Here is a 26,530-nt window from a genome sequence, read left to right on the forward strand (position 1 = left end):
TCAGGCCCCCTTCACGGGCAGCAGGCGCGGATCGTAGGGGTCCAGCCCCACCGCTTCGGTGGGTGGGCCGTAGCCGGCCATCCGCATGACGGCCTGTTCATCAGCCGGCGATTTCCCGGGCAGGGTGTCGCAGATGGCCTGCAGGATCCGGGCATGCGGAAGATCGTCACGGAGCAGTCCGAACCTGAGCATTTCAAGGCTCGCCCGGTACCGGATCAGGAGCTCACGGCCGGCCTTCATGTCCACCAGGGCGGCGTACTCCAGGACCATCGGCAGGTAGTCCGGCAGTTCGCCGTGGGTGTCCACCAGGATGTCGCTCTGCCGGTAGGTCTTTTTGAAGCTGCCCAGGACTTCGCCGCGGCGCCGGGTGTCCCCGTCCGTCCAGTAGCTCAGGTGCAGTGCGTGGCGGCGGCCAAGATCGAACTCGCGCACGTAATAGGCCTGAATGTCCATTGGTTCCGAAGACTCGAGAAGGTCCAGGACGCCGTCGAAGTCACGGACTGCACCCGGGAACTCAGCCAGCGAAGCACGCATCAGCGGGACCCGGCCGATCAGTTCTTCATCCGGGTAGGACAGGCACCAGGCGGCGGCGAGGTAGAGGACCTGTTGGCGGCGGCTCACGGCTGGTCCTCGGCCGCCGCCAGGGTGCCCGGTTCGGGCCCCTTGTCCGGGAAGAGCGTCTTTTCCGGAAACAGCCCCGCCGGAGCCCCGGTGCCGTCCCAGTTCAGCAGGTTCACCCTGCCGCGCAGGGACGTCTCGCCGGGTGCCGTGCCGGAGGTCTGCCTGTCCTTGAGCGCGTTGAACGTCTCCACCGCAACCGGGACGGGCCTGCCGCTGGCTTCACCAAAGGGCGAGGAATCCTGCATGCCCGGCCCGCCGTCGAAATCCAGTGAGCAACCCATTTCCTCGAGGTCGTGGGCCTGTTCCACGTGGGCCTTGGGGATCACGTAGCGTTCGTCGTATTTGGCGATGGCCATCAGGCGGTACATCTCGTACATGGTCTGGCTGTCCATCCCCACCGCCTCCGGGATGGAGTCGTCGGGGTCGTTGCCGAGGCTGATGCCGCGCATGAAGGAGCGCATCGCCGCGAGCTTCTTCAGCACGGCAGTGACCCTGTCCGCATCCCCGGCGGTGAACAGTTCCGCGAGGTATTCCACCGGGATCCGGAGTGCGTCGATGGCGCCGAAGAGGTTGCCGTGGTCCTCGCCGTCGTGCCCCTGGTCCCGGAGCAGATCCACCACCGGTGAGAGCGGCGGCACGTACCAGACCATGGGCATGGTCCGGTATTCGGGGTGCAGCGGCAGCGCCACCTTGTAGACCTTGGCGAGGGCGTAGACCGGGGAACGCTGGGCGGCGTCGATCCAGTCCTCGGGGATGTTCTGGGCCCGGGCTTCGGCCTGGACTTCCGGATCGTTCGGATCCAGCAGCACGTCCATCTGGGCGTCGTAGAGTTCCTGCGGGTCGGTGACCGAGGCTGCCGCGGTGACGGCGTCGGCGTCGTACAGAAACAGCCCCAGGTACCGAAGCCTGCCCACGCAGGTCTCCGAACAGACCGTTGGCAGGCCCACCTCCACCCGTGGGTAGCAGAACGTGCACTTCTCGGCCTTGCCGGTCTTGTGGTTGAAGTAGATCTTCTTGTAAGGGCAGCCGGTGACGCACTGCCGCCAGCCGCGGCATTTGTCCTGGTCCACCAGCACAATGCCGTCCTCCACCCGCTTGTAGATGGCGCCGGAGGGGCAGGATGCCATGCAGGACGGGTTCAGGCAGTGTTCGCAGATCCGCGGCAGGTAGAACATGAAGGTCTGCTCGTAGGCGAACTTGATCTTGTCCTCGGATTCCCGCCTGACCTTCTCCACGATCGGGTCCAGGTGGCCGTACTCGGTGGAACCGCCCAGGTCATCGTCCCAGTTCGCGGACCAGGTGATCTTGGTGTCCTCGCCGGTGATCAGGGACTTGGGCCGGGCCACCGGGAAGTCGTCGCCCAGCGGGGCGTCCACGAGGGTTTTGTAATCGTAGGTCCACGGCTCGTAGTAGTCCTTGAGCTCAGGCTGGACCGGGCTGGCGAAGATCCCGAACAGCTTTTTCACCCGGCCACCGGCCTTCAGCACCAGCTTGCCGCGCTTGTTCAGCACCCAGCCGCCCTGCCACTTTTCCTGGTCCTCGTAGCGGCGCGGGTACCCCTGGCCGGGGCGGGTTTCCACGTTGTTGAACCAGACATATTCGGTGCCGGCACGGTTGGTCCAGGCCTGCTTGCAGGTCACCGAACAGGTGTGGCAGCCGATGCATTTGTCCAGATTCATGACCATGCCCATTTGAGCCATAACACGCATCAGTACTGCACCTCCTGGGAACGACGGCGGACGGTGGCAACCATGTCGCGCTGGTTCCCGGTGGGGCCAAGGTAGTTGAACGCGTAGGCCTGTTGGGCATAGCCGCCGATCAGGTGCGAGGGTTTGACCAGTAGCCGGGTCACGGAGTTGTGGATGCCGCCGCGCCGTCCGGTGGCCTCGGACTTCGGCACGTCAATGGTGCGTTCCTGGGCGTGGTGGACGTAGACAATGCCCGCCGGCATCCGGTGGCTGACGATCGCCCGGGCCACCAGGACGCCGTTGATGTTCAGGCATTCCACCCAGTCGTTGTCCCTGACCTTGATGGACTCGGCGTCGGCGGGGCTCATCCAGACTGTCGGCCCGCCGCGGGAGAGCGAAAGCATCAGCAGGTTGTCCTGGTATTCGGAGTGGATGGACCACTTGGAGTGCGGCGTCAGGTAGCGGACCACCACCTCCAGCTGCCCGTCCCGGCCAAGTTTGGGCTCGCCGAAGAGCCGGTGCATGTCCAGGGGCGGCCGGTAGATCGGCAGCCCCTCGCCGATGTCGGTCATCCAGTCGTGGTCGAGGAAGAAATGCATCCGGCCGGTCAGGGTGTGGAAAGGCTTGAGCCGTTCGATGTTGATGGTGAACGGGGCGTAGCGGCGGCCGCCTGTCTCAGATCCTGACCATTCCGGCGACGTGATGACGGGGACCGGGCCGGCCTGGGTCTGGGCGAAGGTGATGAACTTTTCCTCGGAGCCTTCGGACAGGTCGGCGAGTTTCCGGCCGGTCCGGACTTCCAGGTCCTTGAAGCCCTGCACGGACAGCGCGCCGTTGGTGGTCCCGGAGAACGCCAGGATGGCCTCCGCCATTTTCGCGTCGGTGTCCATCGCGGGCCGTCCGTCCGCTGCGCCGCCGAGCATCACACCGTTGGAGCGGCTGAGCCGGTCCAGCGGGCCGGCGAGTTTGTAGGTGACGTTCTTGACGGTGAAGCCGAGTTTGTCTGCCAGCGGTCCGACGGCGGCGAGTTTGTCCGCGATGGCCGTGTAGTCCCGCTCCACCACCGAAAAGATGGGCATGTTCTGGCCGGGGACGCCGGCGATGTCCGTCTCCCGCCAGTCGCGCACCACACCGCCGGGCTGGGCGAGCTGGCCCGGAGTGTCATGCTGCAGAGGCACGCTGACCAGGTCCCGTCTGACGCCCAGATGGGTTTTGGCGAGTCGGGAGAATTCGCGAGCCAGCAGGTGGAAGGTGTCGAAGTCCGTTTTGGTCTCCCACGGCGGGTCGATCGCCGGGCTGAAGGCGTGCACAAACGGGTGCATGTCGGTGGAGGACAGATCGTGCTTCTCGTACCAGGTGGCCGCGGGGAACACGACGTCGGAGAGCAGCGTGGTGGACGTCATCCGGAAGTCGGCGGAGACCAGCAGGTCCAGCTTTCCTTCCGGCGCCTGCTCATGCCACTTCACATTGGTTGGCTTGAGCCCCTCGGCATGGTCCTTGCCCAGGACGTTGTTGTGGGTGCCAAGGAGGTTCCGGAGGAAGTACTCGTTGCCTTTCGCGGAGGACCCGAACAGGTTGGAGCGCCAGAGCACCAGGGTCCGCGGCCAGTTCTCCGGGGCGTCCACGTCCTCGATGGCCGGGTTCAGGGTGCGGTTCTTGAGCGCGTCCGCGATGTAGCTTGGCGTGTCCTTGGCGGTCCCGGCGGCGACGGCGGCCTCCGCCTCATCTGCGAGGTCCAGCGGGTTGCGGTCGAACTGGGGATAGAACGGCATCCAGCCCAGCCGCGCGGACTGTGCCAGCGCGTCCGCGGTGTGCAGGCCGTCAAGCGCGCCGGTGGAGAGCGGGGATTTGAGGGCGTCGGCGGAGTAGCCGTCCTGCCGCCACTGGTCCGTGTGCATGTACCAGTAACCGGTGCCGATCATGGTCCGCGGCGGCCGTGACCAGTCCAGCGCATTGGCCAGCGAGAGCCAGCCGGTGACCGGCCTGGTCTTTTCCTGCCCCACGTAATGCGCCCAACCGCCTCCGTTGCGGCCCATGCAGCCCGTCAGCATCACCAGCGCCAGCACGGCCCGGTAGGTGGTATCGCCGTGGAACCACTGGCAGATGCCGGCGCCCATGATGATCATGGACCGGCCCTTGGACTGCTCGGCGTTCCGGGCAAATTCGCGCGCCACCCGGATGCAGGCCTGCGCGGGAACGGACGTGATTTCCTCCTGCCAGGCCGGGGTGTAGGGCGTGGCGGCGTCCTCGTAGCCGGCTGCCCACTCCCCCGGCAGCCCCTCGCGGCCCACGCCGTACTGGGCCAGCATCAGGTCAAAAACCGTGGTGACCAACTGTCCCTCCACCTCAAGGACAGGCACACCACGGCGGAGCACACTGCCGGTGCCGTCAGCCTGCTCGAAGCACGGGAGCAGGATCTCCGCGCTCTGGCCGGATACTTCCCGCAGGGACAGTGCGGGATCGATCCCCTCAAGGTCCAGGTTCCACTTCCCCTCGCCGCTGCCCGAATAACGGAACCCCATGGACCCGTTCGGGACAGCGGGACGCCCCGATTTTTTGTCGAACAGCACGGTGCGGAACGCCGCGTCCTCAGCCCCGGACTCTGCCGGGAGATCAACCGCGGTGAGGAATTTCGACGGCGTCAGCGCGCCGTCGTCGGTCTTCACCAGCCTGACCAGGAACGGCAGGTCCGTGTACTGGCGGACGTAGTCGGTGAAGAACGGCACCTCGCGGTCGACGAAGAATTCCTTGAGCATGACGTGGCCCATGGCCATGGCGAGCGCGGCGTCGGTGCCGGCCTGGGCGGGGAGCCATTCGTCGGCGAACTTGGTGTTGTCCGCGTAGTCCGGGCTTACCGTGACCACCTTGGTGCCGCGGTACCGGACCTCGGCCATCCAGTGCGCGTCCGGGGTCCGGGTGACGGGGACGTTGGAGCCCCACATCATCAGATAGCGCGCATCCCACCAGTCCCCCGATTCCGGGACGTCGGTCTGGTCCCCGAAAACCTGCGGGCTCGCAACGGGCAGGTCCGCATACCAGTCGTAGAAGGACGTCATCACCCCGCCGATCAGCTGGATGAAACGGGTGCCCACGGCGTGCGAAACCATGGACATTGCCGGGATCGGGGAGAAGCCTGCGCAGCGGTCCGGCCCGTAGGTCTTGATGGTGTTCACGTGGGCGGCGGCAGCAATCTCGATCGCCTCCTGCCACGAGACACGGACCAGTCCGCCTTTGCCGCGGGCCTGCTGGTAGCGGCGCCGCCGCTCCGGGTCCGCTGCGATCTCGGCGAAAGCGAGCACCGGATCCCCCAGCCGGGCCTTCGCCTCGCGGTACATCTCCACCAGGACGCCGCGGGCGTAGGGGAATCGGACGCGGGTGGGTGAGTAGGTATACCAGGAAAAGGCTGCCCCGCGTGGACAGCCCCGTGGTTCGTATTCAGGACTGTCCGGGCCCACCGACGGGTAATCCGTCTGCTGGGATTCCCAGGTGATGATGCCGTCCTTGACGTACACCTTCCAGGAGCAGGAGCCGGTGCAGTTCACTCCGTGCGTGGACCGGACCACCTTGTCATGGCTCCAGCGGTCGCGGTAGAAGATATCGCCTTTGCGGCCACCTTCCCTGAACACCGCCCTGCCGTCGTCGGTCTGGTCCCATTTCGTGAAAAAACGGCCCAGCTTCAGCATTGCGTCAGAGGCGGGTCCGTCTAACCCCGCGTTGGGTCCAGCAGCCATGGGCCTCACGCTAGGGAGGGGCCCTGCTCAGCGATAGTGCCGGATGGCCCTACCCGGAAGCACGGACATCGGCGGTCAGAACATCGGCAGGAAGAAGCCTGCGATCAGCGCCACCGCACCGATCCCCGTGAGGACACGGCCAAGCACGACGGCGGTGCGCCCCGCCGTTTCGGGCGCTGCGGTCTGCCACTGGGTGGGGCGCTTGGGGTGGTAGTAAATGGGCAGGGTATCGCCAACGGCAAGGTTCTTGATGTCGTGGGGAGACATCGGCGCGTGGTGCACCTGGAACTTGCGGTCAAACCAGCGGAAGCCCGTCCCGCTGGCGTCCGCGTAGACCACCGCCTCAGCAACAGTCCACGGGTGCACAAACCGCCGGAGGATGCCCGCGTAAAAGAGCAGGGCAAGCCCCGCAGGCAGGGTCAGCCAGGTCAGCATTTCCAGGATGGGACCTGCCATGTCGAACACAGTGGGCATGGTCAAGATGCTACCGGTGGTTGGGTGCCGTCAGGAGTCCATTGCTGGATCAGCACCCTGGTGACTCCTGCCGGCCACAGTGCGGCTGTCCGGCAACGCCAGGCTCAGTCGGCCAGTATCCGGTAAAGCGCACGGCGCGTCTCGTCCAGCTTCTCCACTGCGGCGGCCCTCTGCTCTTCGGTAGCGGCCGTCCGGAACTGATGCAGGACGCCCATCAGCTTCCCGACGCTCTGGTGAAACGCCGGTCCGGACCCCTCCGCCTCGGTGTTCCATGCGTTCTCCAGCTGCTCGGCATGCTCGGCGACGTACGCCGTGCCGGCATCAGTGAGGGTGAAGTCGGTCCGCCGGCCCTCGCCGATCGGTTCGATCAGTTCCTCATCCACCAACTGCTGGAGCGTTGGGTAAATGGAGCCCGGACTGGGCCGCCATGCCCCCGAGGTCTTTTCCGCGATGGTCTTGATCAGGCCATACCCGTTGGACGGAGCTTCGGCCAGGAGCGAGAGGATCGCCCACCTGACATCGCCCCTGCTGGCCCGCCGCGGCCCTGGTCCGAAGCCGGGACCAAAGCCGCCTCCGGGACCAAACCCCGGGCCGAAGCCGCCGGGTCCAAAGCCTGGACCGAGGCCTCCGCCGCGGTGACCGTGCGGTCCGCGGTGCCCCCGGCCGCGGCCGAAACGTCCGCGCCCGAACTCAGGTTCCAAATTCTTTTCGTCGTGAATGCCCTTCATGGTGCATTTTCCTTTCACACGGGACGGATTCAACCTTCTGAATCCTGTCGGTGACATCTTCACCGATACTTAACGATATATCGGTAAGTATCGTTCGACAAGAGGAAACCGGTAATTTGCCCGGGAGAATCTCGGCTTGGCATCACTTGATCCAGCATCTGGAGGAAGCAGGTCCCGCGGCGTATCCTGTTCACACGTCGCTAGCTAAGGGCTGGAACATGGCGCAGAAAACGAAGAGGAAGCGCGGCCACCGCGTGACAGCGGCCCTGGGAAGGGTGCTGGGGTACTTCACTGCGAGCGCACTATGTGGCGTATTGGCGGCCACCCTGATTGCGCCGGCGGTTGCGGCAGTGGGGTACGGGGTGACCAACTCCATCACTTTCTTCGACAAACTGCCGGAGGAACTCACGGTGGCGCCGCCGTCGCAATCTACGAAAGTCCTGACCTCGGACGACCAACTCATCGCCACGTTCTTTGCGGAAAACCGTGTAAAGGTGCCGCTGGACCAGATGTCCCCCTACGTCCGCGATGCCATCGTGGCCATCGAGGACAGCCGTTACTACGAGCACGCCGGCATCGATCCGCAGGGTATCCTCCGGGCGGCCATCTCCAACCTGACCACCAGCGGGCGCCAGGGTGCGTCCACCATCACCCAGCAGTACGTCACCAACGTGATCAACGAATCCTTCGTGTCCAAGGACCGTCCGGATGAGGTGATTCTCAGCGGCCAGAAGAGCGTGGGCGACAAACTCCGCGAAATGAAGCTGGCCATCGCGTTGGAGAAACAGTTCAGCAAGGACCAGATCCTTGAGGGCTACCTGAACATCGTCTTCTTCAACCGGGACGCCTACGGCATTGAGGCGGCCTCCCGGTACTTCTTTAGCTCAACTGCCAAGGACCTCACGTTGCCGCAGGCGGCCCTGCTGGCAGGACTGGTGAACAGCCCCAGCTTCTATAACCCGGCCGTCAACCCGGAGAAATCGATGGCCCGCCGGAACCAGGTCCTCGGGGAAATGCTCGCCCTGCGCAACATCACCCAGGCCCAGCACGATGAGGCCGTGGCGACGCCCATTGAGCTCAAACTCAACCCGGCAAGGCAGGGCTGTGCCAACGCGGCCATGGCACCGTACTTCTGCGATTACATCTCACACCTCATCCTGAATAACCCGGCCTTCGGGAGCAGCCTGATCGACCGGGAACGCCTCCTCTACCGCGGCGGCCTGACCATCAAGACCACGCTGGACAGCCGGCTGCAGGGTGCGGCGCAGGCACAGGTTGACGGCACCGCGGGAGCGAATCCTGACAAGTGGGCTGCCGCGCTGGTGACAGTGCAGCCCGGAACCGGCCGGATCCTGGCGATGGCACAGAACACCGTGTTCCTCCCTGAGGAGGGGAAATTCGATACCCAGCTGAACTTCAATGTGGATGCCAGGGACCCGCAGGGCAATGATCTCAACGGCGCGGGAGGATTCCAGCCCGGGTCCACCATGAAGCCGTTCACCTTTGCGGAGTGGCTGAACGAAGGTAAATCGATGACCGCCGTGGTGGACGCCTCCCGCCGGGTCTACCCGCTGGGATTCCCGTGGCGGTCCAGCTGCGGGAAGGTCCTGGGCGCCTACAGCACGGCGCAGAACAACCCGGAACTGGGCGCCGCCGATGACCTGCAGAACGCCGATGAAGGTTACTACCGGCCCATGCCGGTGAACTACGGACTCTACAACTCCATCAACACGGCCACCTTCGCCTCGGCCGCACAGCTGGACTTCTGCGGCATCCAGAAGATGGTGGACGCCGTGGGCCTGCACAGCGGGCTGGACGGCGCCCAGATCAACATGCACCAACTGGGCAACCTCCTGGGCGCTATCGGGGTGGCTCCGCTGCATCTGGCCAATGCCTTTGCAACCTTCGCCAACGATGGCCGCTACTGCACACCGATTGCCCTGCTGGAGGTCAAGGACGTCAACGGCGGGACCCTTCCTGCGCAGGCCCCGGAGTGCCGTGACGCCGTGAAACCGGACGTGGCGCGCGGGGTCAACGCGGTCCTTCAGGACGTCATGAAGGTGGGATCCGGTGTCTGGATCAACCCCAAGGTCCACACCTTGGTGCCCGTGGCCGCCAAGACCGGCACGTCCAACAACAACGGCGCCACCTGGGTGGCCGGGTACACCTCGGGCCTGGCCACGGCTTCATTCTTCGGTGATGCCCTGGAAGGGCAGAAACGCCCGGGCCAGAACGTCACCATCAACGGAACGTTCTATCCACGGCTGGACGGCTACATGATTGCCGGGCCTCAGTGGGCCAATTACATGGTGCAGGTGGCGAAACTGTATCCGGCCAACCCGTTCCCGCCGCCGCCCCCGTCCATGTCGGCACCGAGCCCAACCCCCACACCGGCGGCGCCGAGGTCCGTTGGTCCACCCGTGCCCAGGCCTGCCCCAGCGCCTGCGCCGGCCCCTGTTCCCCCACCTGCTCCTGCACCGGAACCTCCGCCGGCGCCGGCCCCTCCTCCTCCGCCGCCGCCTGAGCCACCTGCTCCCGAGCCCGAGCCCGAGCCTGAACCCGAGCCCGAGCCGCCGTCACCACCGGAGATTCCAGGCATTCCGCCGCAGAACGGCTCCCCGCCGGGCAGGCGGTGAGGTACGACGGCGGGACGCGTCCGCCGTCGTCCGCCCGCCTGTGTCATGGCACGCCTAAGTGCTGGTTCGCCTAAGTGAGTGATTCACCTAAGTGGTGCCGCGCCTAAGCGGTGCCGCGCCTAAGCGGTGCCGCGCCACACCCGTTGCCACCACCTCCGCCGGGTCTCCGGTTCCGGTTGCGGCGCCTCGGCCTTCCGCCCCGCAGCACGGCGTTCCTGCCACAGTGCCACTTCGGCTTCGACGTCGCGGGTCTTGGTGATGACCGGCGGGCCGCCCTGGAGCTGCCGACGGGCGTCGATCACCCGGTTATTGAAGTCCGCGAGGATGTCGCGGACCTGCTTCTCGGTGAACTGGGCATCAAGGCGCGCGTCAAGTTCGGCGTCCTCGGTGCGGAGCAGGATGGCTTTGGGACCGAGACCGCTGATGTTTTCCCGCTGGATCAGCCCTTTGACCCACCAGTCAGGATCGAAGGCCTCCCCAAGGCCGGGGATGGGTTTTCCGGCGTACTTGAGGTTGTCGAATTTGCCCTGCGCCATGGCGTCGCGGATCAGGTACTCGGCCCTTTTGGCGTCGTCCACTTTCCGGCGCTTCTGCCGCTCGTTTTCCTCGGCGGCGTCGAGCTCCGCCTCTTCCGCGGCGCTGATCCCGGCTCCCCGGTAGGAGCGGATTTCCGCTGCCCGCTCCATGCGCCGCTTGAACTCGCCTGCCCCTCCCATTTGCCAACCACCGCCTCCGAGTCTGAATTCGAGCCTGTCTTCCAGTATTCAGAACCACACTCCGGGTTTCAACGGGGTGCCGTCGGGTGCCTGCTAACTCAGCCAAGCGCCAGCGACGGAACCCCGGTGTCCGCTACCACCACTTCCCCGGTGGCGGTCGAGTCCGGGTTCAGCATCCAGCCCATCCGCTTGGCCCTGCTCAGGATCACGGCGCTTTCCACGAGCTCGATCTCAGGAATGCGCTGCTGGAGGGCCAGTTCAGCAGTCATCACATCGGCCAGGGACTTCAGCCACATCAGGATCACGAAATTTGTCCTCCCGCTGGTGGACGCATTGAGCCGGACAGTCCGCAGGCCGCGGAGCTCCGCGGCGGCAGCCTCATGCTGGCCCGGCGGCACATTGGCGAACCACTGGCAGCTCACCGGGTAGCCGGACAGGTTCTGCGCAATGTCACAGCGGAACGTCAGCAGGCCGCTGGAAACCACCCGGTTCAGCTGCCGCTGGACGGTGGCCGGACTGCGGCCCAGGCTCCGGGCAATGTCAGCGGCACTGGCCCGCCCATCGCGCGCCAGGAACGGAATCAGGTCCAGATGGCTCGGCGGCAAGGGAGCCCCAGTCCGTGGCCCTGCCGAACCGGCGCTTTCCTGGCCAACAAGGGCCCGCAGGGCGTTTTGCTGCGCGTTGTCCAGGGCGTTGAGCCGCCACGTATGGCCGGCGGAATGCAGGCGGGTTCCCAGCGACGTCCGGTACTTGAGCAACCCCGGGATTTCCTTGAACCGCGGCAGCACGTGATCCGTGAACTGTTCCAGGGTGGGCGAAATGACCGTCAGCATGAGGTCCCTGTTGCTGGCAGCCTCCTCAACGGTAACCACGTCCGGGATGGCGGCAAGCCCGGCGGTGACCTCGGCGCGTAGGCGCATCTCACAGTCCACATCCACCAGCGCCAGGCACATCTGTTTGGGGTCGCCGATCAGATGCGCCGTTGTCCAGGCCGCACCCGCCGATCTCAGCCTGTCCCAGCGGGCCGCCAGCGTGGTGGCGTGCACCCCCAGCACCTCCGCAGCGTCCGCCCAGCTGATCCGCGGCGAAACCTGCATCACGTTGATCAGGGCCAGGTCGTCTTCGCTGAGCATCACTTCGGTCCCGCCTTCCTGACAGTGAATGATTCCTGCGTTTCTAAGCATACTTTTGATTTTTTCCAGCACCTTCACGAGCTGTGAAGCAGGTCACCCCACAATGGACAGCAGACCATCAACGGACCCACGGTCCAGAGGGAGCGCAGATGTCAATCACCGCCGACGCCAGGGAACTGCAGGACGATATTGTCCGGCTGCGCCACGAGCTGCACCAGGATCCGGAGATCGGACTCCAGCTGCCCCGGACCCAGGAAAAGGTTCTCAAGGCGCTCGAAGGCCTCCCGTTCGAAATAGCCCTGGGCAAGAGCACGACGTCGGTTACTGCGGTCCTGCGCGGCAGCGCGCCGCACGCTTCGGCGGCCAAGCCCACTGTCCTCCTCCGCGCGGACATGGACGGCCTGCCCGTCCAGGAGCGCACCGGCGCAGTGTTTTCATCGAAGACCGACGGCGCCATGCATGCCTGCGGCCATGACCTCCACACCGCGATGCTGGCCGGAGCCGCTACCCTCCTGGCCGAGCGCCGGGACCAGCTGGCCGGCGACGTCGTCCTGATGTTCCAGCCGGGCGAGGAAGGCTGGGACGGCGCATCACACATGATCCGCGAGGGTGTGCTGGACGCGGCCGGACGCCGGGCCGATGCCGCCTACGGAATGCACGTGTTTTCCGCCCTGGAGCCGCACGGCCGCTTCGCTACCAAATCTGGTGTGATGCTCAGCGCCTCGGATGCACTGACCGTCACCGTCCTTGGCGCAGGCGGCCACGGCTCCGCCCCGCATGTGGCCAAGGATCCTGTCACTGCGGCCGCGGAAATGGTCACCGCCCTGCAGGTCATGATCACCCGCCAGTTCAACGTGTTCGATCCGGTGGTCCTGACTGTGGGCGTCCTTCAGGCCGGCACAAAGCGCAACATCATCCCGGAATCTGCACGCATCGAAGCCACCGTCCGCACATTCTCGGAGTCTGCCCGGGAGCGGATGATGGCCGCCGTTCCCATGCTGCTCAAAGGCATCGCCGCGGCACACGGCCTGGAGGTGGATGTCGACTACCGCCACGAGTATCCAGCCACCATCAATGACGAGGATGAAACACGGACCGCCGAGAAGACAATCGAGGGCCTCTTTGGAAGCTCGCGCCTCTCCCGCTGGGCCACCCCGCTCAGCGGCTCCGAGGACTTCTCCAGGGTTCTGGCCGAAGTACCCGGGACCTTCATCGGCCTCAGTGCCGTGGCCCCGGGCGCCGACCACACCACCACGGCTTTCAACCACTCCCCGTACGCCCTGTTCGACGACGGCGTCCTGTCCGACGGAACAGCCCTCTACACAGAGCTGGCCGTCTCCCGCATCGCAGCCCTGGCCTCGGCCGCCAACTGATTTCCTTTCACCACTGGAGAACATCATGACCACAACAGCAGGCGTCCCAGCCGAAGTCCAGGTCCACAAGTCCCACATGCGCACCCTCATCGGCACCGGGATCGGCAACGCCGTTGAGTGGTACGACTGGGCCATCTACGCAACGTTCTCGCCCTTCATCGCGAGCGCCCTGTTCAGCAAGGAAGACCCGGCGTCGGCGTTCCTGGCCACCCTGGCCATCTTCGCCGTCGGCTTCGTGGCCCGCCCGTTCGGTGGCTTTGTGTTCGGCTGGATCGGGGACCGGATTGGCCGCAAAACATCGATGACCTTCGCGGTGGGGCTGGCTGCGCTGGGCAGCCTGCTGATCGGCATCGCGCCCACCTTCGAGGCTGTCGGAGCCTTTGCCTCGGTCCTGCTGCTGGTGGCACGCCTGATCCAGGGCCTCGCCCATGGCGGTGAGCTGCCGTCGTCGCAGACCTACCTCTCGGAAATGGCACCCAAGGAAAAGCGCGGCTTCTGGGCAACGCTCATCTACACCTCCGGCACCGTCGGCATCCTCGCAGGAACCATACTCGGAGCCGTCCTGTCCAACGTCCTCAGCAAGGGCGACATGAACGCCTGGGGCTGGCGCATTCCCTTCCTGATCGGCGGGGCCATGGGCCTCTACGCTCTCTTTATGCGGGCCCGGATGAAGGAAACCGCTGCGTTCGAGGCAGAATCGCCCAAGGAAAAGCACGATCCGCTGTGGCCGCAGATCTACAAGCACCGCAAGCAGGCGCTGCAGGTAATCGGCCTGACCGTCGGCCTGACTGTGAGCTACTACATCTGGGGCGTCGTGACGCCAAGCTACGCCGCATCAGTGCTGAAGATGGACCGCGGCGAAGCCCTCTGGGCCAGCGTCATCGCCAATATCCTGTTCATTGCCGCTCTCCCGTTCTGGGGCCGGCTCTCGGACCGGATCGGCCGCAAGCCCGTCATGATCATGAGCGCCGCGGGTGCAGCACTGTTCCACTTCCCCATGACCTGGCTGCTGAAGGATTCCCCGTGGCAGCTCGCGGTCACCATGTCCGTGATGCTGTTCTTCATCGCCGGAAGCGCCGCGATCGTCCCGGCTGTGTACGCGGAACTGTTCCCCACCAAGATCCGCACAGTCGGAGTCGGCATCCCCTACTCCATCTGCGTTGCGGCCTTCGGCGGCACCGCACCGTACCTGCAGGCCTGGCTCGGCTCGATCGGACAGGCGAACCTGTTCAACGTCTATGCCGTGCTCCTGCTGTTCATCAGCATCGCGTTTGTCTTCACCATCCCTGAGACGAAGGGCAAGGACCTGACGCACTGACACCCGGGCAGCCCCGGGGCTAAACAGCAAGACGCCGACGGCGGGAGGTCCCCGCCGTCGGCGTCTTTCTGCATTTGTGCGTCACCGCAGGGGCGGCTCAGCCCAGGTGGATGGGCTGGTGTTCGTCGGTGCCGCTGAATGTCTTTTTGGTGATGGTGATCAGCAGGAGCGCCAGGGGCGTGATCAGGATGGCCACGCCGGCTGCCCACAGAAACACCGCGGAGTATCCGGTGGAAAGCGCCGCCATGGTGCTTCCGCCGGCGGCAGCGGTGGCCGCGGCCGCAATGGTGCTGAAGAGGGCGATGCCCAGGGAGCCGCCGATCTGCTGGGTTGCGTTCACCAGCGCGCTGGCCACGCCGGCGTCGTGCTCGTCAATGCCGAACAGCGCCAGGTTCTGCATGGGCACAAACACCATGCCCAGGCCCACGCCCATCAGGATGAGCGCAGGCAGCATGTTCAGGGCGTAGGTGCCGTCAGCGCTGACCTGTGTCAGCCACAGCATGGCGGCAGCCATAAAGACCGGCCCGACGGCGGTGGGGATCTTCGCGCCGAGTTTGGGCAGGTTCTTGGCCACCACAGCCGCAGTCACGATCAGGACGACGGTCATGGGCAGGGAGGCGATCCCGGCGATGAACGGCGCGAAGCCCAGCACAATCTGGATGTAGTAGTTGATGAGCAGGATGCCGCCGATCAGCACGGCGCCGGCCAGGAATGACGCCAGGAACGCGGCTGCACGGTTGCGTTCGGTGGCCACGCGCAGTGGAAGAAGCGGGTGCTGGACCCGCTTTTCGACCGCGACGAACAGCACCATCATCACCACGCCGGCGGCGATGAAGCCCCACGCCTCCGGTGCATCCCAGCCGTGTTCGGCATTGGTGAAGCCGTACACCAGCGAGCCCAGGCCAAGCGCTGCGAGCACGACGCCGGGCCAGTCGTATTTGGAGGGGCCCTCAGCTTTGCTTTCGCGCACCTTGGCCATGACGCCAACCATGGCGAGGATGGCGATGGGTACGTTCACGAAGAAGCACCAGCGCCAGGACACGTAGTCGGTGAGGAAGCCGCCCAGCAGTACGCCCGCCGCGGCACCCACGCCGCTGATGGAACCGAAGATGGCGAAGGCCGTGCCGCGGTCCTTGCCGCCCGGGAAGGAAACGGTCAGCAGTGCCAGTGCCGCAGGGGCAAGGAGCGCGGCGAATAGACCCTGGAGGGCGCGTGCGCCGATCAGTTCCCAGGCCTCCTGCGCGATGCCGCCGATCAGCGATGCCACGGCGAAGCTAGCAGCCGCGACGACGAAGGTGCGCTTGCGGCCCCAGAAATCCGCGATGCGCCCGCCGAGCAGGAGGAGAGCCCCGAACGTGAGGGCGTAGGCCGTGACAACCCAGGACCGCGTGGAGTCGCTGATACCCATTTCAACTTGGAGGCGCGGCAGGGCCAGGTTCACGATGGTGCCATCCAGCACCACCATGAACTGGGCCAGGGCGAGGAAGACCAGTGCCCACCACCGGCCTTTTGCCGATATCTCCTGCTTCGAGTCCGCACTCGCCAACTGTGTCGCCACGCGTTTCCAACCTTCTTGAAGTAGTAATACTTATACAAGTATAACTACTTTCGTGAACGCCACCCTCCACTCTCGCGGGTTGGGTTGGGTTGGGGGCGGGGCTTTTGGTTATTCGGGTTCGGCGAGGATGTCGGCCAGCCGTTCCAGTGCGGGCAGGCTGGCCGCAAGCTGGGCCCGCTCCCCCGGCAGCAGCCTGTCACCGGCCGATGCCAGCGCCTCGGCCCAAGCCCCTTCGAGAACGGTCCTGATCCGCATAGCCTCCGGCGTGGGATGCAGCACCACATAGCGCTTGTCCGAAGCGTCGCGCGTGCGCGTGACCAGCCCCAGGGCCACGAGTTCGCGGAGTTGCGCGCTGACGTTGCTGAGCTGGCGGCCCAGGCGGGCGGCCAGATCAGCCACCGTGATACCGGGGTACCTCTCCACCACCCTGACGATGTCCAGCAGCCCGCTGGAGAGCGGCAGGACGCCGGTGCCCTCGTGGGATTTGCGGCGCACTTCGAAGGAAATGTTCAGGATGGCCACGGCCAGGCCACGGGACTTTTCGGCGTCGGGCTGCTGGTCGGGAGAGTTCATCCCCCCAGCATAGGGGCGTGCCGGGAAGGGCAGGACGCTACCCAGGGGTGGGCTATTGCCCTCGCTTCATAAATTCTATGAGCCCACCTTCCGGCTGCTGACGAGGATCGAGTCAGGCGCCCGGCCGGATGTCATGGCGGGCATCACCGGTTCACTGGCGGATCTGGTCTCGGCCGGCGTCCTGGCAGCGCCCCGGCCTGGGGATCGCCGGACAGGTGAAGGCAAAGGCCACCATAATTGACGCCAGACCCACGGCATTGGCGCTGCTCGACGGCCGGGCTGATCTCGCGATCCAACAGCTGAGCGAACTTGTGCTGGTGCCTGAAGCGAGAATTGTGGGGCCCCTCCCCGAGGCCTCGCGACACTACACTTGGTCCCATGACAGCTGATGACGAGAAGGATCCTCCCGTCCCCGCGGATGTTGAGGGCGCTTCCCTGCGACGGGTCCACGACGGTCACGTTGAGGAAGAGCCTGACCCCAATGACCACGAGACACCGGCCCACCAGCCGAAGGACTAAGAACAGGTAAGCCGCCCGCCGGTATTTCCCGGCCGGCTGCCATGGTCATCTGCCTCCGGGACCCCTCAGTTGGTCGCCAGTGAGGCTGTGAGCCGCGCGAGCTGGGTGATTTCGCGCCAGTCCTCGTTCTCGAAGGCTGCACGCGGGGTAAGCCAGCTGCCGCCGACGCAGGAGACGTTCGGCAGTGCCAGGTACTTGGGTGCCGTGGCGATGCTGACCCCTCCTGTCGGGCAGAACTGCACCTGCGGGATGGGCGCCCCGATCGCGGCAAGGTAGTCCGGCCCGCCAGCCGGCCCGGCCGGGAAGAACTTCATGGCGGTCAGGCCCCGTTCCAGGACCTGCATGACCTCCCCCACCGTGGCAACGCCGGGAAGTACCGGCACACCGACGGTCAGCAGGTGGTCCAGCAGGGCCGGAGTGACCCCCGGGCTGACGATGAACTGCGCCCCCGCGGCCACAACGGCGTCTGCCTGGGCCGGAGTCAGCACGGTTCCGGCCCCGACCAGGATCTCAGGGACTTCTTCAGCAATAAGCTTCAGCGACGTCAGTGCGCTCTTGGTGCGGAGCGTGAGCTCGATGATGCGGACGCCGCCGTCGGCCAGTGCCCTGGCCACCGGAACAGCGTGCCGCGGGTCATCGATGGTCACCACGGGGATGACGGGCGAAACGTTCAGGACGCTGGTGGCGTCAGCCATGGTTGATCTCATTTCTCAGGTGCGCGCTGGTCTGTTCGAAGGTGGGGATGAAACCGGTTCCGCCCTTGCCACCCACTACCAGGGACGCTGCGGCGGCACCGTACCGTGCAGCCACGGGGAGCGTGTCGCCGAGGACCATCCGGGCGGTGAGGGTTCCGACGAAGGCGTCGCCCGCGCCGGTCTGGTCCACCACAGCTGGGGCAGGGATGGAGCTGATCCAGGTGCTGTCCAGGCCTTCGCCGTCGAGCTGGATCCCTTCTGCCCCGCAGGTCACGGCAACGTTCCCTGCGCCGAGGCCCAGGAGCTTTGCAGCCGCCTCCGCCGGCGTGGAGGTGCCCAGGAGGGCTGATGTTTCGCCGGGAAAGGACGGTGTCACCAGGTAGCTCCGCGGCGCGAGTTGCAGGAGCGCCGCCGTCGCGTCTTCCACGGAGGTGAGCCGGGGGCGGAAGTTGGGATCGAACACAAAGCGTTTGGACACCGCGGCGGCCTTGAGGACCGCAGCGCGGGACGATTCGGAAATGGCGCACGCGATCCCGCCGGCCACCACGGCGCCGGCGGCCGCGAACACTGCGGGATCGACGTCGTCGGGGCCGAGGCTGGATCCGACGCTGCCGCTGCGGGCGTAGGAGAACTCGCGCTGGCCTTCCGGATCGGAGTGCACCAGGTACACGCCCTGCTGCCCGGTCCGGAACTTCACGAGGCGGGTGGAGATGCCGAGTTCCGCGATCCGGGCGGCGATCGCCTGGCCAAGGTCGTCGTCGGTCAATACTGACAGCAGGCCGACGCGGGCGCCGGCTGCCGCCGCTGCGGCGGCCACGTTCAGGGCGTCGCCGGAAATGCCGAGCTGGGCCGGCACGCCGTGGGCGAAGGCGACGTCGGTGGCCACCTCCACGAGGATCTCCCCCATCACGACGACGTCGAACGGCGTCGCGGATTCAAGGTCTGTGGTGCTCACAGCTGAACTCTACGCCGATGCCCCCAGCCTCCGACGACTTCCTTCCTGCACTCCGTGACGTCCATTCCGGGCGGCCCGGCGCTCAATCAGGCCTGTTAGCCAACCTGATGGGCGTGTTCGGCGAGGATCGCGTCGATCTGGCCGACAGCTTCCTTCATGCCTTCCTCCATGCCCATCTGGACCATCTCCTCCATCTGCTCTTCGGATTCGAATGTGGACAGGATGGTCATCCTGGTGCGGCCGCCGAGGTCTTCCAGGTTCACGGTGGCATGAGAGCTGCCCAATTCGTTCTGCGGGGCGCCGTCAGCATCGGAGAAGCCATCGTCGAACTCAAGCTTCCGCGGCGCCTCGATTGCGGTGAACCGCCACCAGCCGCGGGGCTTGTCCCCCTCAGGTGTAGTCATGTAATAGTCCGCTTGTCCGCCGGGCTGGAAGTCGAACCGGTCAAACGTGGCCGGATAGTTGGGCGGACCCCACCAGCGCTCCAGCTGGCGGGGATCCTCCCAGATCTGCCAGACGCGTTCGACGCCGGCGTCGAACTCCGCCACGAGGGTGAAGCTGAGTGCCTCGAGATTCTTGGTGGAACTGATAACAGGCATTGCGCAACCTTCCTATTCTTCAGCCAGAATGTCAGCGATCCGCTCAGCGCGCTGCCGCCAGATCGCTTCATACTCGTCGAGCAGCCGCCGGGCCTTCTCCAGTCCTTCGTGGTTTCCCCGCACGATCTGCTCCCGTCCGTGCTTCTCCTTGGTCACCAGGGAAGCACGCTCCAGCACCGCCACGTGTTTCTGGACGGCGGCGAAGCTCATGGTGTACAGGGCAGCAAGGCCCGAGACGGAATACCCGTCCCCGGTCACCCGCCGGACAATGTCCCGCCGTGTGGCGTCCGCCAGCGCCTGGAAGAGGCGGTCGACGTCGGCATCACTGAGCTGATCTGCAACCATTTGGTTGTAGATTATGCCGGTCGGCCACGGTTGTCAACGGCCTGGTTTTCGGTCCGCCGGAACCTTTACGCGGCCGCCGTAATGTAACTGCGCCCCGGGCCGAAGGGACGTGTATTCGCTCACACTTTGGCCGTTTTGGTTGCCAACTCCGGCGGCCACCCTGAACCATGATCTAGGGGTCACTCCCGCACTACCGAAATCAGCAATCCTCACCGACGAGGATGCGGCTCCTTCAACGACGAACAGGGGGCCGTCAACTGCATGAGCGAAAGTACCGACAATGACGTTTGAAAACACGAACTCCGTAACGCTGAAAATCTGGGACCGGTCCGCCATCGACCACACTCTCGAGGGCATTGTGAACGATCTCTCCGTCAGGTCCAACACACCCAAGGGCCATATCGCAGTCCACTGCAGCGGCCCCAACACCTTCACTGTCAGCGTCCGCGGGTAACTGCTAGCTGCGGCGGCTGCCGGTGCCGTTTTCCTGGCGGCTCACCATTTCATTGATCCAGCTCGGCGCAAACGGCGAGGTGCAGTTCGGCGGCGTCGGATAGTCCTTGAGGACCTCCAGGCGCTCTCCGATATCGAGCGCGCGGGCCCGGTAGCCCGCGTGCTCGATCCCAATGAAGGCCAAAGTGTGGTTCATCGCCCACTGCAGCCGGTCCGGAGCGTCCTTCATCTCCGCCTCGATAGTGTTCAGCAGAGCCGGGAGGTCGAGCCCTTCGGGCTTCTTGGCAACCCGCTCGCTGGTGAGTGCCCAACCGGCGCTCGCGACCACCGGATCCGGGTCCACCGTCCAGGAAACGCGCAGCTCTTCAGCGTGCGGGCTGTTCTTCACCACGTAGTTCACCAGCCAGTCGTGCACCTTCGGGGCCCGCGACTCGCGCAGCATGGTGTTAAGCTGGCCACGCTCGAAGGCTTTGGGCCGGCAGACCAGCAGCGCAAGCAGCCTCGCCGCGGTGTTGTCCGTCGCCCAGAGGGCAAGGGCGAGATCCTGCTGGGTCTTCAGCCGCTTGGCCACAGCGCGGAGCTTGGACAGGTTCACCCCGTGGTCGTCGCCGCGCTTCTCATTGGCTTCGCGCATTTTCGGGTCTTCGAGCGTGGCAAGCTCGGCCATCACTTCGTCCAGCAGCCCTGCCGTTGTGGTCTCGGCCATGTCTTCCTCCCCAATCACCGTCATATCGGTACCAGCCTACGGCCGCCGCCGTCATGTGCGCGGCGGACGCATGGCGGCAGCGACCCTGTTCTTAGGCGTCCACTCCGTTGACGCCTTCGAGGGATGAGGGAGCAAAAATTGCCGCCGCCACGTCATCGCGCAGGTGGTATTCACGGCGTTCCAAAGGCGTCAGGCTGCCGCGGACAACGTAGTAGCCGCGGCCCTCCCCGGGGCCACCGGCTGCCCGGTCAAAAGCATCGAGTGTGTCCGGATCCAGGTGCTGGTCCGGCCCGCGCTCCTGGAGTCTTGCCAGGACTTCAGGCGCCAGGGAGTTGATAAGCCCTTGGATATCAGTCATTTTCGCATCCTTTGCCGGCACCTCTGGGGCATGGTCAACAGCTCCCCCGAAGGGCGTATCCGGGGGTGCCTGGGCCGGCTGCGTCCATCCCCGATTGTAGGACCGGCAGGCGCGTCAGACCAGACCCGGGCTCCGGCACTTGCTTGTCTCAGGCAGCGCCGATTCCGCGGTTCACAGCCGGCATGATTTCGGTGGCGAGCAGTTCGATGGACCGGGCGGTCTCAGCGAACGGCAGCCCGCCCAGGCCGATCTGTGCCATGTACCGGCTGTTGCCCAGGGTCTGGTGGATTTCGAGGAGCTTCTCGGTAATCTGTTGCGGGCTTCCCACCAGCAGGCCACCGCCCGGTTCGCTCCAGTCATCAAAGGTGGAGCGCGGAAAGTGGTCCACGGGCCGGGGCATGTTCTGCTCGAAGTAGGCGCGGTAGTGCGGGTAGAAGGTGTCCCGCGCCTGCTGCGAGGTGGCTGCGGCGTAAAAATGGCCGCCCACGCCTATTTGCAGGGCTGCGGAATCATGGCCTGCCTCGTCCGCTCTGTGCCGGTACAGCTCTGCGAGGCGGCGGAACCTTTCCGGTCCGGAAAGCAGCGCAACGAACAGGGGAAGGCCAAGCCGTCCGGCCCGGGCGAAGCTTGCCGGGGTTCCGCCCACTCCAACCCACACGGGCAGCTTGTCCTGCACCGGACGCGGCGCGATGTCCATGCCCGGAATGCTCTGGGTGAGGTCCCCGTTCCAGGTCAGCGTGGCGTTGTCGCGCAGTTCCAGGAGCATCCGCAGTTTCTCGTCGAACAGGCCGTCGTAGTCTTCGGTGCTGTGGCCGAACAGCGGGTAGGACTCGATGAAGGCCCCGCGGCCGGCAATGATCTCGGCGCGTCCGTCACTGATCAGGTCAAGGGTGGCGAACTGTTCAAACAGCCGGACGGGGTCCTGCGTGGACAGCACCGTGACGGCGGTGCTGAGCCTGAGGTTGGTGGTCTCCCGGGCGATGGCTGCCAGCACGATTTCCGGAGCCGAGACGGCGAAGTCGCGCCGGTGGTGCTCGCCGAGCCCCAGGAAGCTGAGGCCTGCCTGGTCCGCCAGCTTGGCCAGCTCGATCACTTCTTTGAGCCGCTGCTGGGGTGACAGGGCGCTGCCCGTGGTGACGTTGCGGGAAAGTTCGCCGAAAGTGAAGATACCAAAGTCCATGAGTAGTTGAACGTTCAAGCGTCGGGATCCATTCCCGAGGTGGACGGACGACGGCGGGCGCGTGCCGCCGTCGTCCGCTTACCATCTGTTGTCAGCCGCTGAAGGCGACCTTGTCCCAGGACAGGGCCTCGCTACCGTCGGCGCTGTTGCCGGCCACGGTGAACCTGACGTAGTTGGTGGCGTTATTGGAGCCGTCCACCGTGATGCGCTGCAGGTCATCAGCGCCGGCGCCGCCGCCGTAGACCTCAAGCCAGGGTGAACCTTCGGCCAGCGGCTGGTTTTCGGCGAAGACGTGGCTGTCGCCGTTGATGAGGTACACGGGACCGTCAAAGCGGTTGGTCTCGTCAATGACGGCCTGGACGATCTCCCTGAATCCGGACATGGTCTCGGGGTTGGCCAAGGCAGCGTCGAGCAGTGCCGGGTCGAACATGTCGGCCTGGGTCATCAGCACCACAGCCCTGTCATTCCGGCGGGTGGCATGGGAGAAGGTTTCGCGCACCTGGGCCAGAACTGCCTCGGTCCGGTGCTCCACTTCAGCCAACTGCTCGGGTGTGGCGGCCGTTTCACCGAGGCCGGACCAGGGCTGCAGCGAGTTGTTGCTGCCCTGGACGTTCACCACGGAGAAGGCCACCCGGTTCTGGGTGAAGCGGACGTTCTCCGGCAGTCCCAGGTTTTCCTGGGTCTTGACCGGCATGGTCTGGCCAAGGGTCTTGCCGGGTGCGTTGAAGAAGACTTCGCGCAGCTTGGCCAAGCGCTCCAACGGGTTGTAGGCGCCGTTGTTTGTCCGGTGGCAGTCCACCCACTCGTTGTCACCGGGAGTGAAGATCAGCGGGTGCTCGAAGGTGCCGAACTCGGAGCGGATGTGTTCGAAGTATTCGTCAGAACAGCTGAAGACCCGTTCTTGATATCGCCAACGTGGGCGACAAATTTCAGCTCGCTGTCTGCATTGATGTCCTGGATGCGGGCGGGGAACTTGGCGATCTCCGCTGCGCCGTAGGGGATGTCGCCGATGACCCCGAAGGTAAAGGCCGGACAGGCGGCGGGGTTGTTTTCGGCAGCATTCGCGGGCAGGACCGCGGTGCCAACGCCGGCTGCGATGAGGGCCACGGCTGTGGCGGTCTTGAATCTGTTCAGGCGCATGGGGATTCCTAACGTGTGGAGGGTGCGTGAACAGACTTTCTGCCGCGGACCAACGCGTGCCCACGCGCAGGTTGCGCCGCAGTGAACACTGTCGCGCTGGGCAACGGTGCGGTTCCAAGGTAGACGGCACATGAACAGGTCTTTTGGCCCCATTCCGGTCCCACACACTTAGCACGTGCGTACATTCGGTGTTGAAGAAGAATTCCTGATCGTTGACCCGGCAAGCGGCCGGGCCCTGCCGCTCGCCGGGGAGCTGTTGAGCCTCCACGATCCCGGCGAACACTCCGCCGGAAACTCCTCACGTGTTCCCGAACTTGCTGCAGAACTCCAGCAGGAACAACTCGAAGTCATCACCCGCCCCCACAGCAGCCTGGGTGAACTTGCGGAAGAGATCAGGACGGGCCGGAGCTATGCGGACTTGCTGGCCCAAGGCATCGGAGCCAGGCTGGCGGCACTGGCCACGTCACCGCTGCCCACCATCCCTCAAGCCACGAGGAACCACCGCTACGACGCACTCATGGACAAGTTTGCCTTGACCGCCCGGGAGCAGCTGACCTGCGGATACCACGTCCATGTGTCCGTCAGCTCGGACGAGGAAGGCGTCGCTGTTCTTGACCGGATCAGGGCCTGGCTGCCTTCGCTCACGGCACTGAGCTCCAATTCGCCTTTTTGGAACGGCACTGACAGCGGCTATGCCAGTTTCCGTACCCAGGCTTGGAACCGCTGGTCCAGCGCAGGACCCGCTGAGGTGTTCGGTTCGGCCAGCGCCTACCACTCGCTGGTGCAACAGCTCGCGGTCACCGGGGTTGTTGCCAACCCGGACTTCGATGCCCGCCTTTCAGCCCGTCACCCCACAGTGGAGATCCGGGTGTCCGATGTGTGCCTGGATGCACGGGACGCCGTCATGATCGCTGCCTTGGTGCGGGCACTGGTAGAGACTGCGGCGAGGGAATGGCAGGCAGGGAAGCAGCCGGATATGGTTCCCGCAGCAATACTGCGCCAAGGGGCGTGGCTGGCCAGCCGCTTTGGCGTGCAGGGGCAGTTGCTCCATCCGGCAACACACCGGCCCCTGACGGCGCGGACTGTCCTCACTGCTCTCATCGACCACGTTCGGGACGCCCTGGATGAAGCCGGAGACACCGGTTACGTCACTGAATCACTGCAGAGAATCCTCAGCCACGGCACGGGTTCCACCCTGCAACGCCAGGCCTTTGCGCACGGCGGGCTGGCGTCCGTCGTCGGCAACGCCATTGACCTAACGCACCGGGATCCTGCCGGCCGCCGCGGGCTCCGCATGGCGGCCGCTGCGTAATTCGACCGCGCGGGCGAATGAACTCCCGATGAATTTCAGGCTGGGGGACGCGGCTGGGCATTCACTGCCGCGAGTATTCAAATTGCTGCCCGGAAGCCTTCGACGAACAGTTGGGCCCTCTCGCTGACGTACTGTTCCAGGGGCACTAAACCGGTGGTGTTTTTCGCGCGCACGATGGAGCCTGCCGATGCGATGTACAGCCGGGAGGTTTCGGCCACCAGGACAAAACGCGGAGGCGGGAACCATTCGGTCGCTCCCTCCGCCGGCCTGGCATCCTCAAGGTCCGGCTCATGGGCCAACTGCAGGTACTTGATGATGCCCTCCTGCAGCGGAACGGCTCCGCTGGGGAGGGCCAGCTGGAGGTCTCCCCCGGTAGTGACGTTCAGGTAGACGGCACCGTGCGGATGAAAAGTGAGGGTCTCGCCATCCCGGGTGAAAAGGGCGTCCGCCACCGGGTAGACAGTGCCGGGGATGGCGTCGAGGATCCCTGCATGTTCGTAGGTTTGCAGCGTCCGCTGTCCGAGTTCCCGCAGGAACGGTTCCAGCGGGGCGAGGCGTCTCGTCAGGTCGGCTTCTTCGGCGTCCATCATGGGCCGATCGTACGCCCGCTGCGGGCGGCTTCCCAGTAGCCGGCCGGACTCAGTCGCCCACGGCTTCGCGGCCGCGCCGCACGATGAGCGGGTCCGGGTCATGGACCACGGACGTGTCCTTGTGGTCGTACTCGAACTGGTTGAGGAACCAGCGCATGGCATTGATCCGCCCGCGCTTCTTGTCGTTGGACTTGATGGTGATCCACGGCGCGTGGTCGGTGTCTGTGCGCAGGAAGGTCTGCTCCTTGGCCTGCGTGTAGGCCTCCCAGCGGTCCAGGGAAGCCAGGTCCATCGGCGAAAGCTTCCAGCGCCGCACCGGGTCGATCTGGCGGATGGCGAAGCGGGTGCGCTGCTCATGACGGGTCACGGAGAACCAGAACTTATGGAGGTGAATGCCGGAGTCCACCAGCATCTTCTCGAATAGCGGCGCCTCGCCCATGAATGTTTCATACTCGGCCTCGGTGCAGAAGCCCATCACCCGTTCCACGTTCGCCCGGTTGTACCAGGAACGGTCGAACAGCACGATCTCGCCCGCGGAGGGCAGGTGTTGGACGTACCGCTGGAAGTACCATTGGCCCTGCTCGCGGTCCGAGGGTTTGCTCAAGGCCACAGTCCGGGCCGAGCGGGGATTGAGGTGCTCGGTGAAGCGCTTGATGGTCCCGCCCTTGCCGGCGGCATCGCGTCCCTCGAAGACGATCACGTTCTTGAGGCCATGGTCCTGGCCCCAATATTGGAACTTCAGCAGTTCCACCTGCAGGCGGTATTTCTCGAGTTCGTACTCCTCGCGGGACATCCGCTGCTCGTACGGGTAGTCCTCCCGCCACGTCTCCACTGCCGAGCCGCCGGGATCAATGAGTTCCGGGTCCTCGCCCTCCCCGCCGCGCACGCTGTAGCCCAGTTCCACCAGCTGGTCTATGGCCTCACGAAGGTTTTCCCTGACCCACGACTGGTCAGCAGGAGTCCAGGGAATACTGCTTCCCTTCGCCATTGGAGACCTCCTTCGGGGCTCAACTGCCGTCGTCGGAATCATAACAAGCCGGTCCCCGCACCCACTACGGCCTGCGGACGACGGCGGGACCTCCCGCCGTCGAATGATTAAGTCAGCATGCTTACCATTTAGCCCGATTCC

The 26,530-nt window shown here is 65.2% G+C and carries 26 protein-coding genes; 6 read left to right on the top strand and 20 right to left on the bottom strand.

Features of this window, described 5'->3' with window-relative positions:
- The 5 genes from narJ to ACP7AX_RS11895 form a co-directional block, all read right to left on the bottom strand.
- On the bottom strand, window positions 1-621 hold the full coding sequence (gene narJ, locus ACP7AX_RS11875) for a nitrate reductase molybdenum cofactor assembly chaperone (protein WP_426226630.1): 621 nt from the start codon (window positions 619-621) through the stop codon (window positions 1-3).
- Window positions 618-2,330, bottom strand: a complete 1,713-nt coding sequence (gene narH, locus ACP7AX_RS11880) for a nitrate reductase subunit beta (protein WP_131684375.1) — start codon at window positions 2,328-2,330, stop codon at window positions 618-620. Before narH ends, narJ begins: the two co-directional genes overlap by 4 nt.
- Window positions 2,330-6,040, bottom strand: a complete 3,711-nt coding sequence (locus ACP7AX_RS11885; protein ID WP_426226631.1) for a nitrate reductase subunit alpha — start codon at window positions 6,038-6,040, stop codon at window positions 2,330-2,332. The genes narH and ACP7AX_RS11885 overlap by 1 nt, the downstream gene beginning before the upstream one ends.
- A 75-nt stretch (window positions 6,041-6,115) precedes the next feature.
- Window positions 6,116-6,514: a hypothetical protein gene (locus ACP7AX_RS11890; protein ID WP_426226632.1), complete on the bottom strand. Its 399-nt coding sequence runs from the start codon at window positions 6,512-6,514 to the stop codon at window positions 6,116-6,118.
- Window positions 6,515-6,618: 104 nt separating this feature from the next.
- A complete protein-coding gene (locus ACP7AX_RS11895; RefSeq protein WP_426226633.1) occupies window positions 6,619-7,242 on the bottom strand; it encodes a PadR family transcriptional regulator in 624 nt (207 codons plus the stop codon).
- A gap of 218 nt (window positions 7,243-7,460) precedes the next feature.
- Between ACP7AX_RS11895 and ACP7AX_RS11900 the strand changes: the two genes are divergently transcribed.
- Window positions 7,461-9,878 carry a transglycosylase domain-containing protein gene (locus ACP7AX_RS11900; RefSeq protein ID WP_426226634.1) on the top strand — a complete coding sequence of 806 codons (2,418 nt, stop codon included), beginning with the start codon at window positions 7,461-7,463 and terminating at the stop codon, window positions 9,876-9,878.
- Window positions 9,879-9,997: 119 nt separating this feature from the next.
- On the opposite strand, the gene ACP7AX_RS11905 is transcribed toward ACP7AX_RS11900, so the two are convergent.
- Both ACP7AX_RS11905 and ACP7AX_RS11910 read right to left on the bottom strand, forming a co-directional pair.
- Complete coding sequence (locus tag ACP7AX_RS11905; protein WP_426226635.1) at window positions 9,998-10,594, bottom strand: DUF1992 domain-containing protein; 597 nt, start codon at window positions 10,592-10,594, stop codon at window positions 9,998-10,000.
- Between the two features lie 98 nt (window positions 10,595-10,692).
- The gene (locus tag ACP7AX_RS11910; RefSeq protein WP_426226636.1) at window positions 10,693-11,778 is read right to left on the bottom strand and encodes an Lrp/AsnC family transcriptional regulator; all 1,086 of its coding nucleotides are present in this window, start codon (window positions 11,776-11,778) and stop codon (window positions 10,693-10,695) included.
- 98 nt (window positions 11,779-11,876) lie between these two features.
- Here ACP7AX_RS11910 and ACP7AX_RS11915 point away from each other — a divergent pair, with 98 nt between their 5' ends.
- Window positions 11,877-13,100 (top strand): M20 metallopeptidase family protein, encoded by a 1,224-nt coding sequence (locus ACP7AX_RS11915; RefSeq protein ID WP_426226637.1) that lies wholly within the window; start codon window positions 11,877-11,879, stop codon window positions 13,098-13,100.
- Window positions 13,101-13,125: 25 nt separating this feature from the next.
- On the top strand, window positions 13,126-14,418 hold the full coding sequence (locus ACP7AX_RS11920) for an MFS transporter (protein ID WP_426226638.1): 1,293 nt from the start codon (window positions 13,126-13,128) through the stop codon (window positions 14,416-14,418).
- A 97-nt stretch (window positions 14,419-14,515) separates the two neighbouring features.
- On the opposite strand, the gene ACP7AX_RS11925 is transcribed toward ACP7AX_RS11920, so the two are convergent.
- Complete coding sequence (locus tag ACP7AX_RS11925) at window positions 14,516-15,976, bottom strand: MFS transporter (RefSeq protein WP_426226639.1); 1,461 nt, start codon at window positions 15,974-15,976, stop codon at window positions 14,516-14,518.
- Between the two features lie 108 nt (window positions 15,977-16,084).
- Complete coding sequence (locus ACP7AX_RS11930; RefSeq protein ID WP_426226640.1) at window positions 16,085-16,549, bottom strand: MarR family winged helix-turn-helix transcriptional regulator; 465 nt, start codon at window positions 16,547-16,549, stop codon at window positions 16,085-16,087.
- Between the two features lie 378 nt (window positions 16,550-16,927).
- On the opposite strand from ACP7AX_RS11930, the gene ACP7AX_RS11935 reads away from it, so the two are divergent.
- Complete coding sequence (locus ACP7AX_RS11935) at window positions 16,928-17,068, top strand: hypothetical protein (RefSeq protein WP_426226641.1); 141 nt, start codon at window positions 16,928-16,930, stop codon at window positions 17,066-17,068.
- 65 nt (window positions 17,069-17,133) lie between these two features.
- Here ACP7AX_RS11935 and eda read toward each other — a convergent pair whose 3' ends face one another.
- The 4 genes from eda to ACP7AX_RS11955 form a co-directional block, all read right to left on the bottom strand.
- Entirely contained in the window at window positions 17,134-17,763 is a 630-nt protein-coding gene (gene eda, locus ACP7AX_RS11940; protein ID WP_426226642.1) for a bifunctional 4-hydroxy-2-oxoglutarate aldolase/2-dehydro-3-deoxy-phosphogluconate aldolase, read from the bottom strand.
- Complete coding sequence (locus ACP7AX_RS11945) at window positions 17,756-18,670, bottom strand: PfkB family carbohydrate kinase (RefSeq protein WP_426226678.1); 915 nt, start codon at window positions 18,668-18,670, stop codon at window positions 17,756-17,758. Before ACP7AX_RS11945 ends, eda begins: the two co-directional genes overlap by 8 nt.
- Window positions 18,671-18,813: 143 nt before the next feature.
- The gene (locus ACP7AX_RS11950) at window positions 18,814-19,317 is read right to left on the bottom strand and encodes an SRPBCC family protein (RefSeq protein WP_426226643.1); all 504 of its coding nucleotides are present in this window, start codon (window positions 19,315-19,317) and stop codon (window positions 18,814-18,816) included.
- Between the two features lie 12 nt (window positions 19,318-19,329).
- The gene (locus ACP7AX_RS11955; RefSeq protein ID WP_426226644.1) at window positions 19,330-19,662 is read right to left on the bottom strand and encodes an ArsR/SmtB family transcription factor; all 333 of its coding nucleotides are present in this window, start codon (window positions 19,660-19,662) and stop codon (window positions 19,330-19,332) included.
- A gap of 280 nt (window positions 19,663-19,942) precedes the next feature.
- Between ACP7AX_RS11955 and ACP7AX_RS11960 the strand changes: the two genes are divergently transcribed.
- Window positions 19,943-20,116 carry a hypothetical protein gene (locus ACP7AX_RS11960; protein WP_426226645.1) on the top strand — a complete coding sequence of 58 codons (174 nt, stop codon included), beginning with the start codon at window positions 19,943-19,945 and terminating at the stop codon, window positions 20,114-20,116.
- Window positions 20,117-20,119: 3 nt separating this feature from the next.
- On the opposite strand, the gene ACP7AX_RS11965 is transcribed toward ACP7AX_RS11960, so the two are convergent.
- The 5 genes from ACP7AX_RS11965 to ACP7AX_RS11985 all read right to left on the bottom strand — a co-directional run bounded on the left by ACP7AX_RS11965 (window position 20,120) and on the right by ACP7AX_RS11985 (window position 23,499).
- A complete protein-coding gene (locus ACP7AX_RS11965) occupies window positions 20,120-20,821 on the bottom strand; it encodes a DNA alkylation repair protein (RefSeq protein WP_426226646.1) in 702 nt (233 codons plus the stop codon).
- 91 nt (window positions 20,822-20,912) lie between these two features.
- Window positions 20,913-21,179, bottom strand: coding sequence for a hypothetical protein (locus ACP7AX_RS11970; RefSeq protein ID WP_426226647.1), 267 nt, complete (start codon window positions 21,177-21,179; stop codon window positions 20,913-20,915).
- 148 nt (window positions 21,180-21,327) lie between these two features.
- Window positions 21,328-22,377, bottom strand: a complete 1,050-nt coding sequence (locus ACP7AX_RS11975) for an LLM class flavin-dependent oxidoreductase (protein ID WP_426226648.1) — start codon at window positions 22,375-22,377, stop codon at window positions 21,328-21,330.
- Between the two features lie 73 nt (window positions 22,378-22,450).
- Window positions 22,451-23,158, bottom strand: coding sequence for a hypothetical protein (locus tag ACP7AX_RS11980; RefSeq protein WP_426226649.1), 708 nt, complete (start codon window positions 23,156-23,158; stop codon window positions 22,451-22,453).
- Window positions 23,159-23,184: 26 nt separating this feature from the next.
- Window positions 23,185-23,499, bottom strand: a complete 315-nt coding sequence (locus ACP7AX_RS11985) for a hypothetical protein (RefSeq protein WP_426226650.1) — start codon at window positions 23,497-23,499, stop codon at window positions 23,185-23,187.
- A gap of 175 nt (window positions 23,500-23,674) precedes the next feature.
- On the opposite strand from ACP7AX_RS11985, the gene ACP7AX_RS11990 reads away from it, so the two are divergent.
- The gene (locus ACP7AX_RS11990; RefSeq protein WP_426226651.1) at window positions 23,675-24,811 is read left to right on the top strand and encodes a glutamate--cysteine ligase; all 1,137 of its coding nucleotides are present in this window, start codon (window positions 23,675-23,677) and stop codon (window positions 24,809-24,811) included.
- A gap of 77 nt (window positions 24,812-24,888) precedes the next feature.
- On the opposite strand, the gene ACP7AX_RS11995 is transcribed toward ACP7AX_RS11990, so the two are convergent.
- Window positions 24,889-25,401: a hypothetical protein gene (locus ACP7AX_RS11995; RefSeq protein WP_426226652.1), complete on the bottom strand. Its 513-nt coding sequence runs from the start codon at window positions 25,399-25,401 to the stop codon at window positions 24,889-24,891.
- 49 nt (window positions 25,402-25,450) lie between these two features.
- Window positions 25,451-26,389 carry a polyphosphate kinase 2 gene (gene ppk2, locus ACP7AX_RS12000; RefSeq protein ID WP_131684356.1) on the bottom strand — a complete coding sequence of 313 codons (939 nt, stop codon included), beginning with the start codon at window positions 26,387-26,389 and terminating at the stop codon, window positions 25,451-25,453.
- Between the last annotated feature and the right edge of the window lie 141 nt (window positions 26,390-26,530).

This window comes from Pseudarthrobacter sp. DSP2-3-2b1 (assembly GCF_049895945.1).
Lineage (GTDB): Bacteria > Actinomycetota > Actinomycetes > Actinomycetales > Micrococcaceae > Arthrobacter.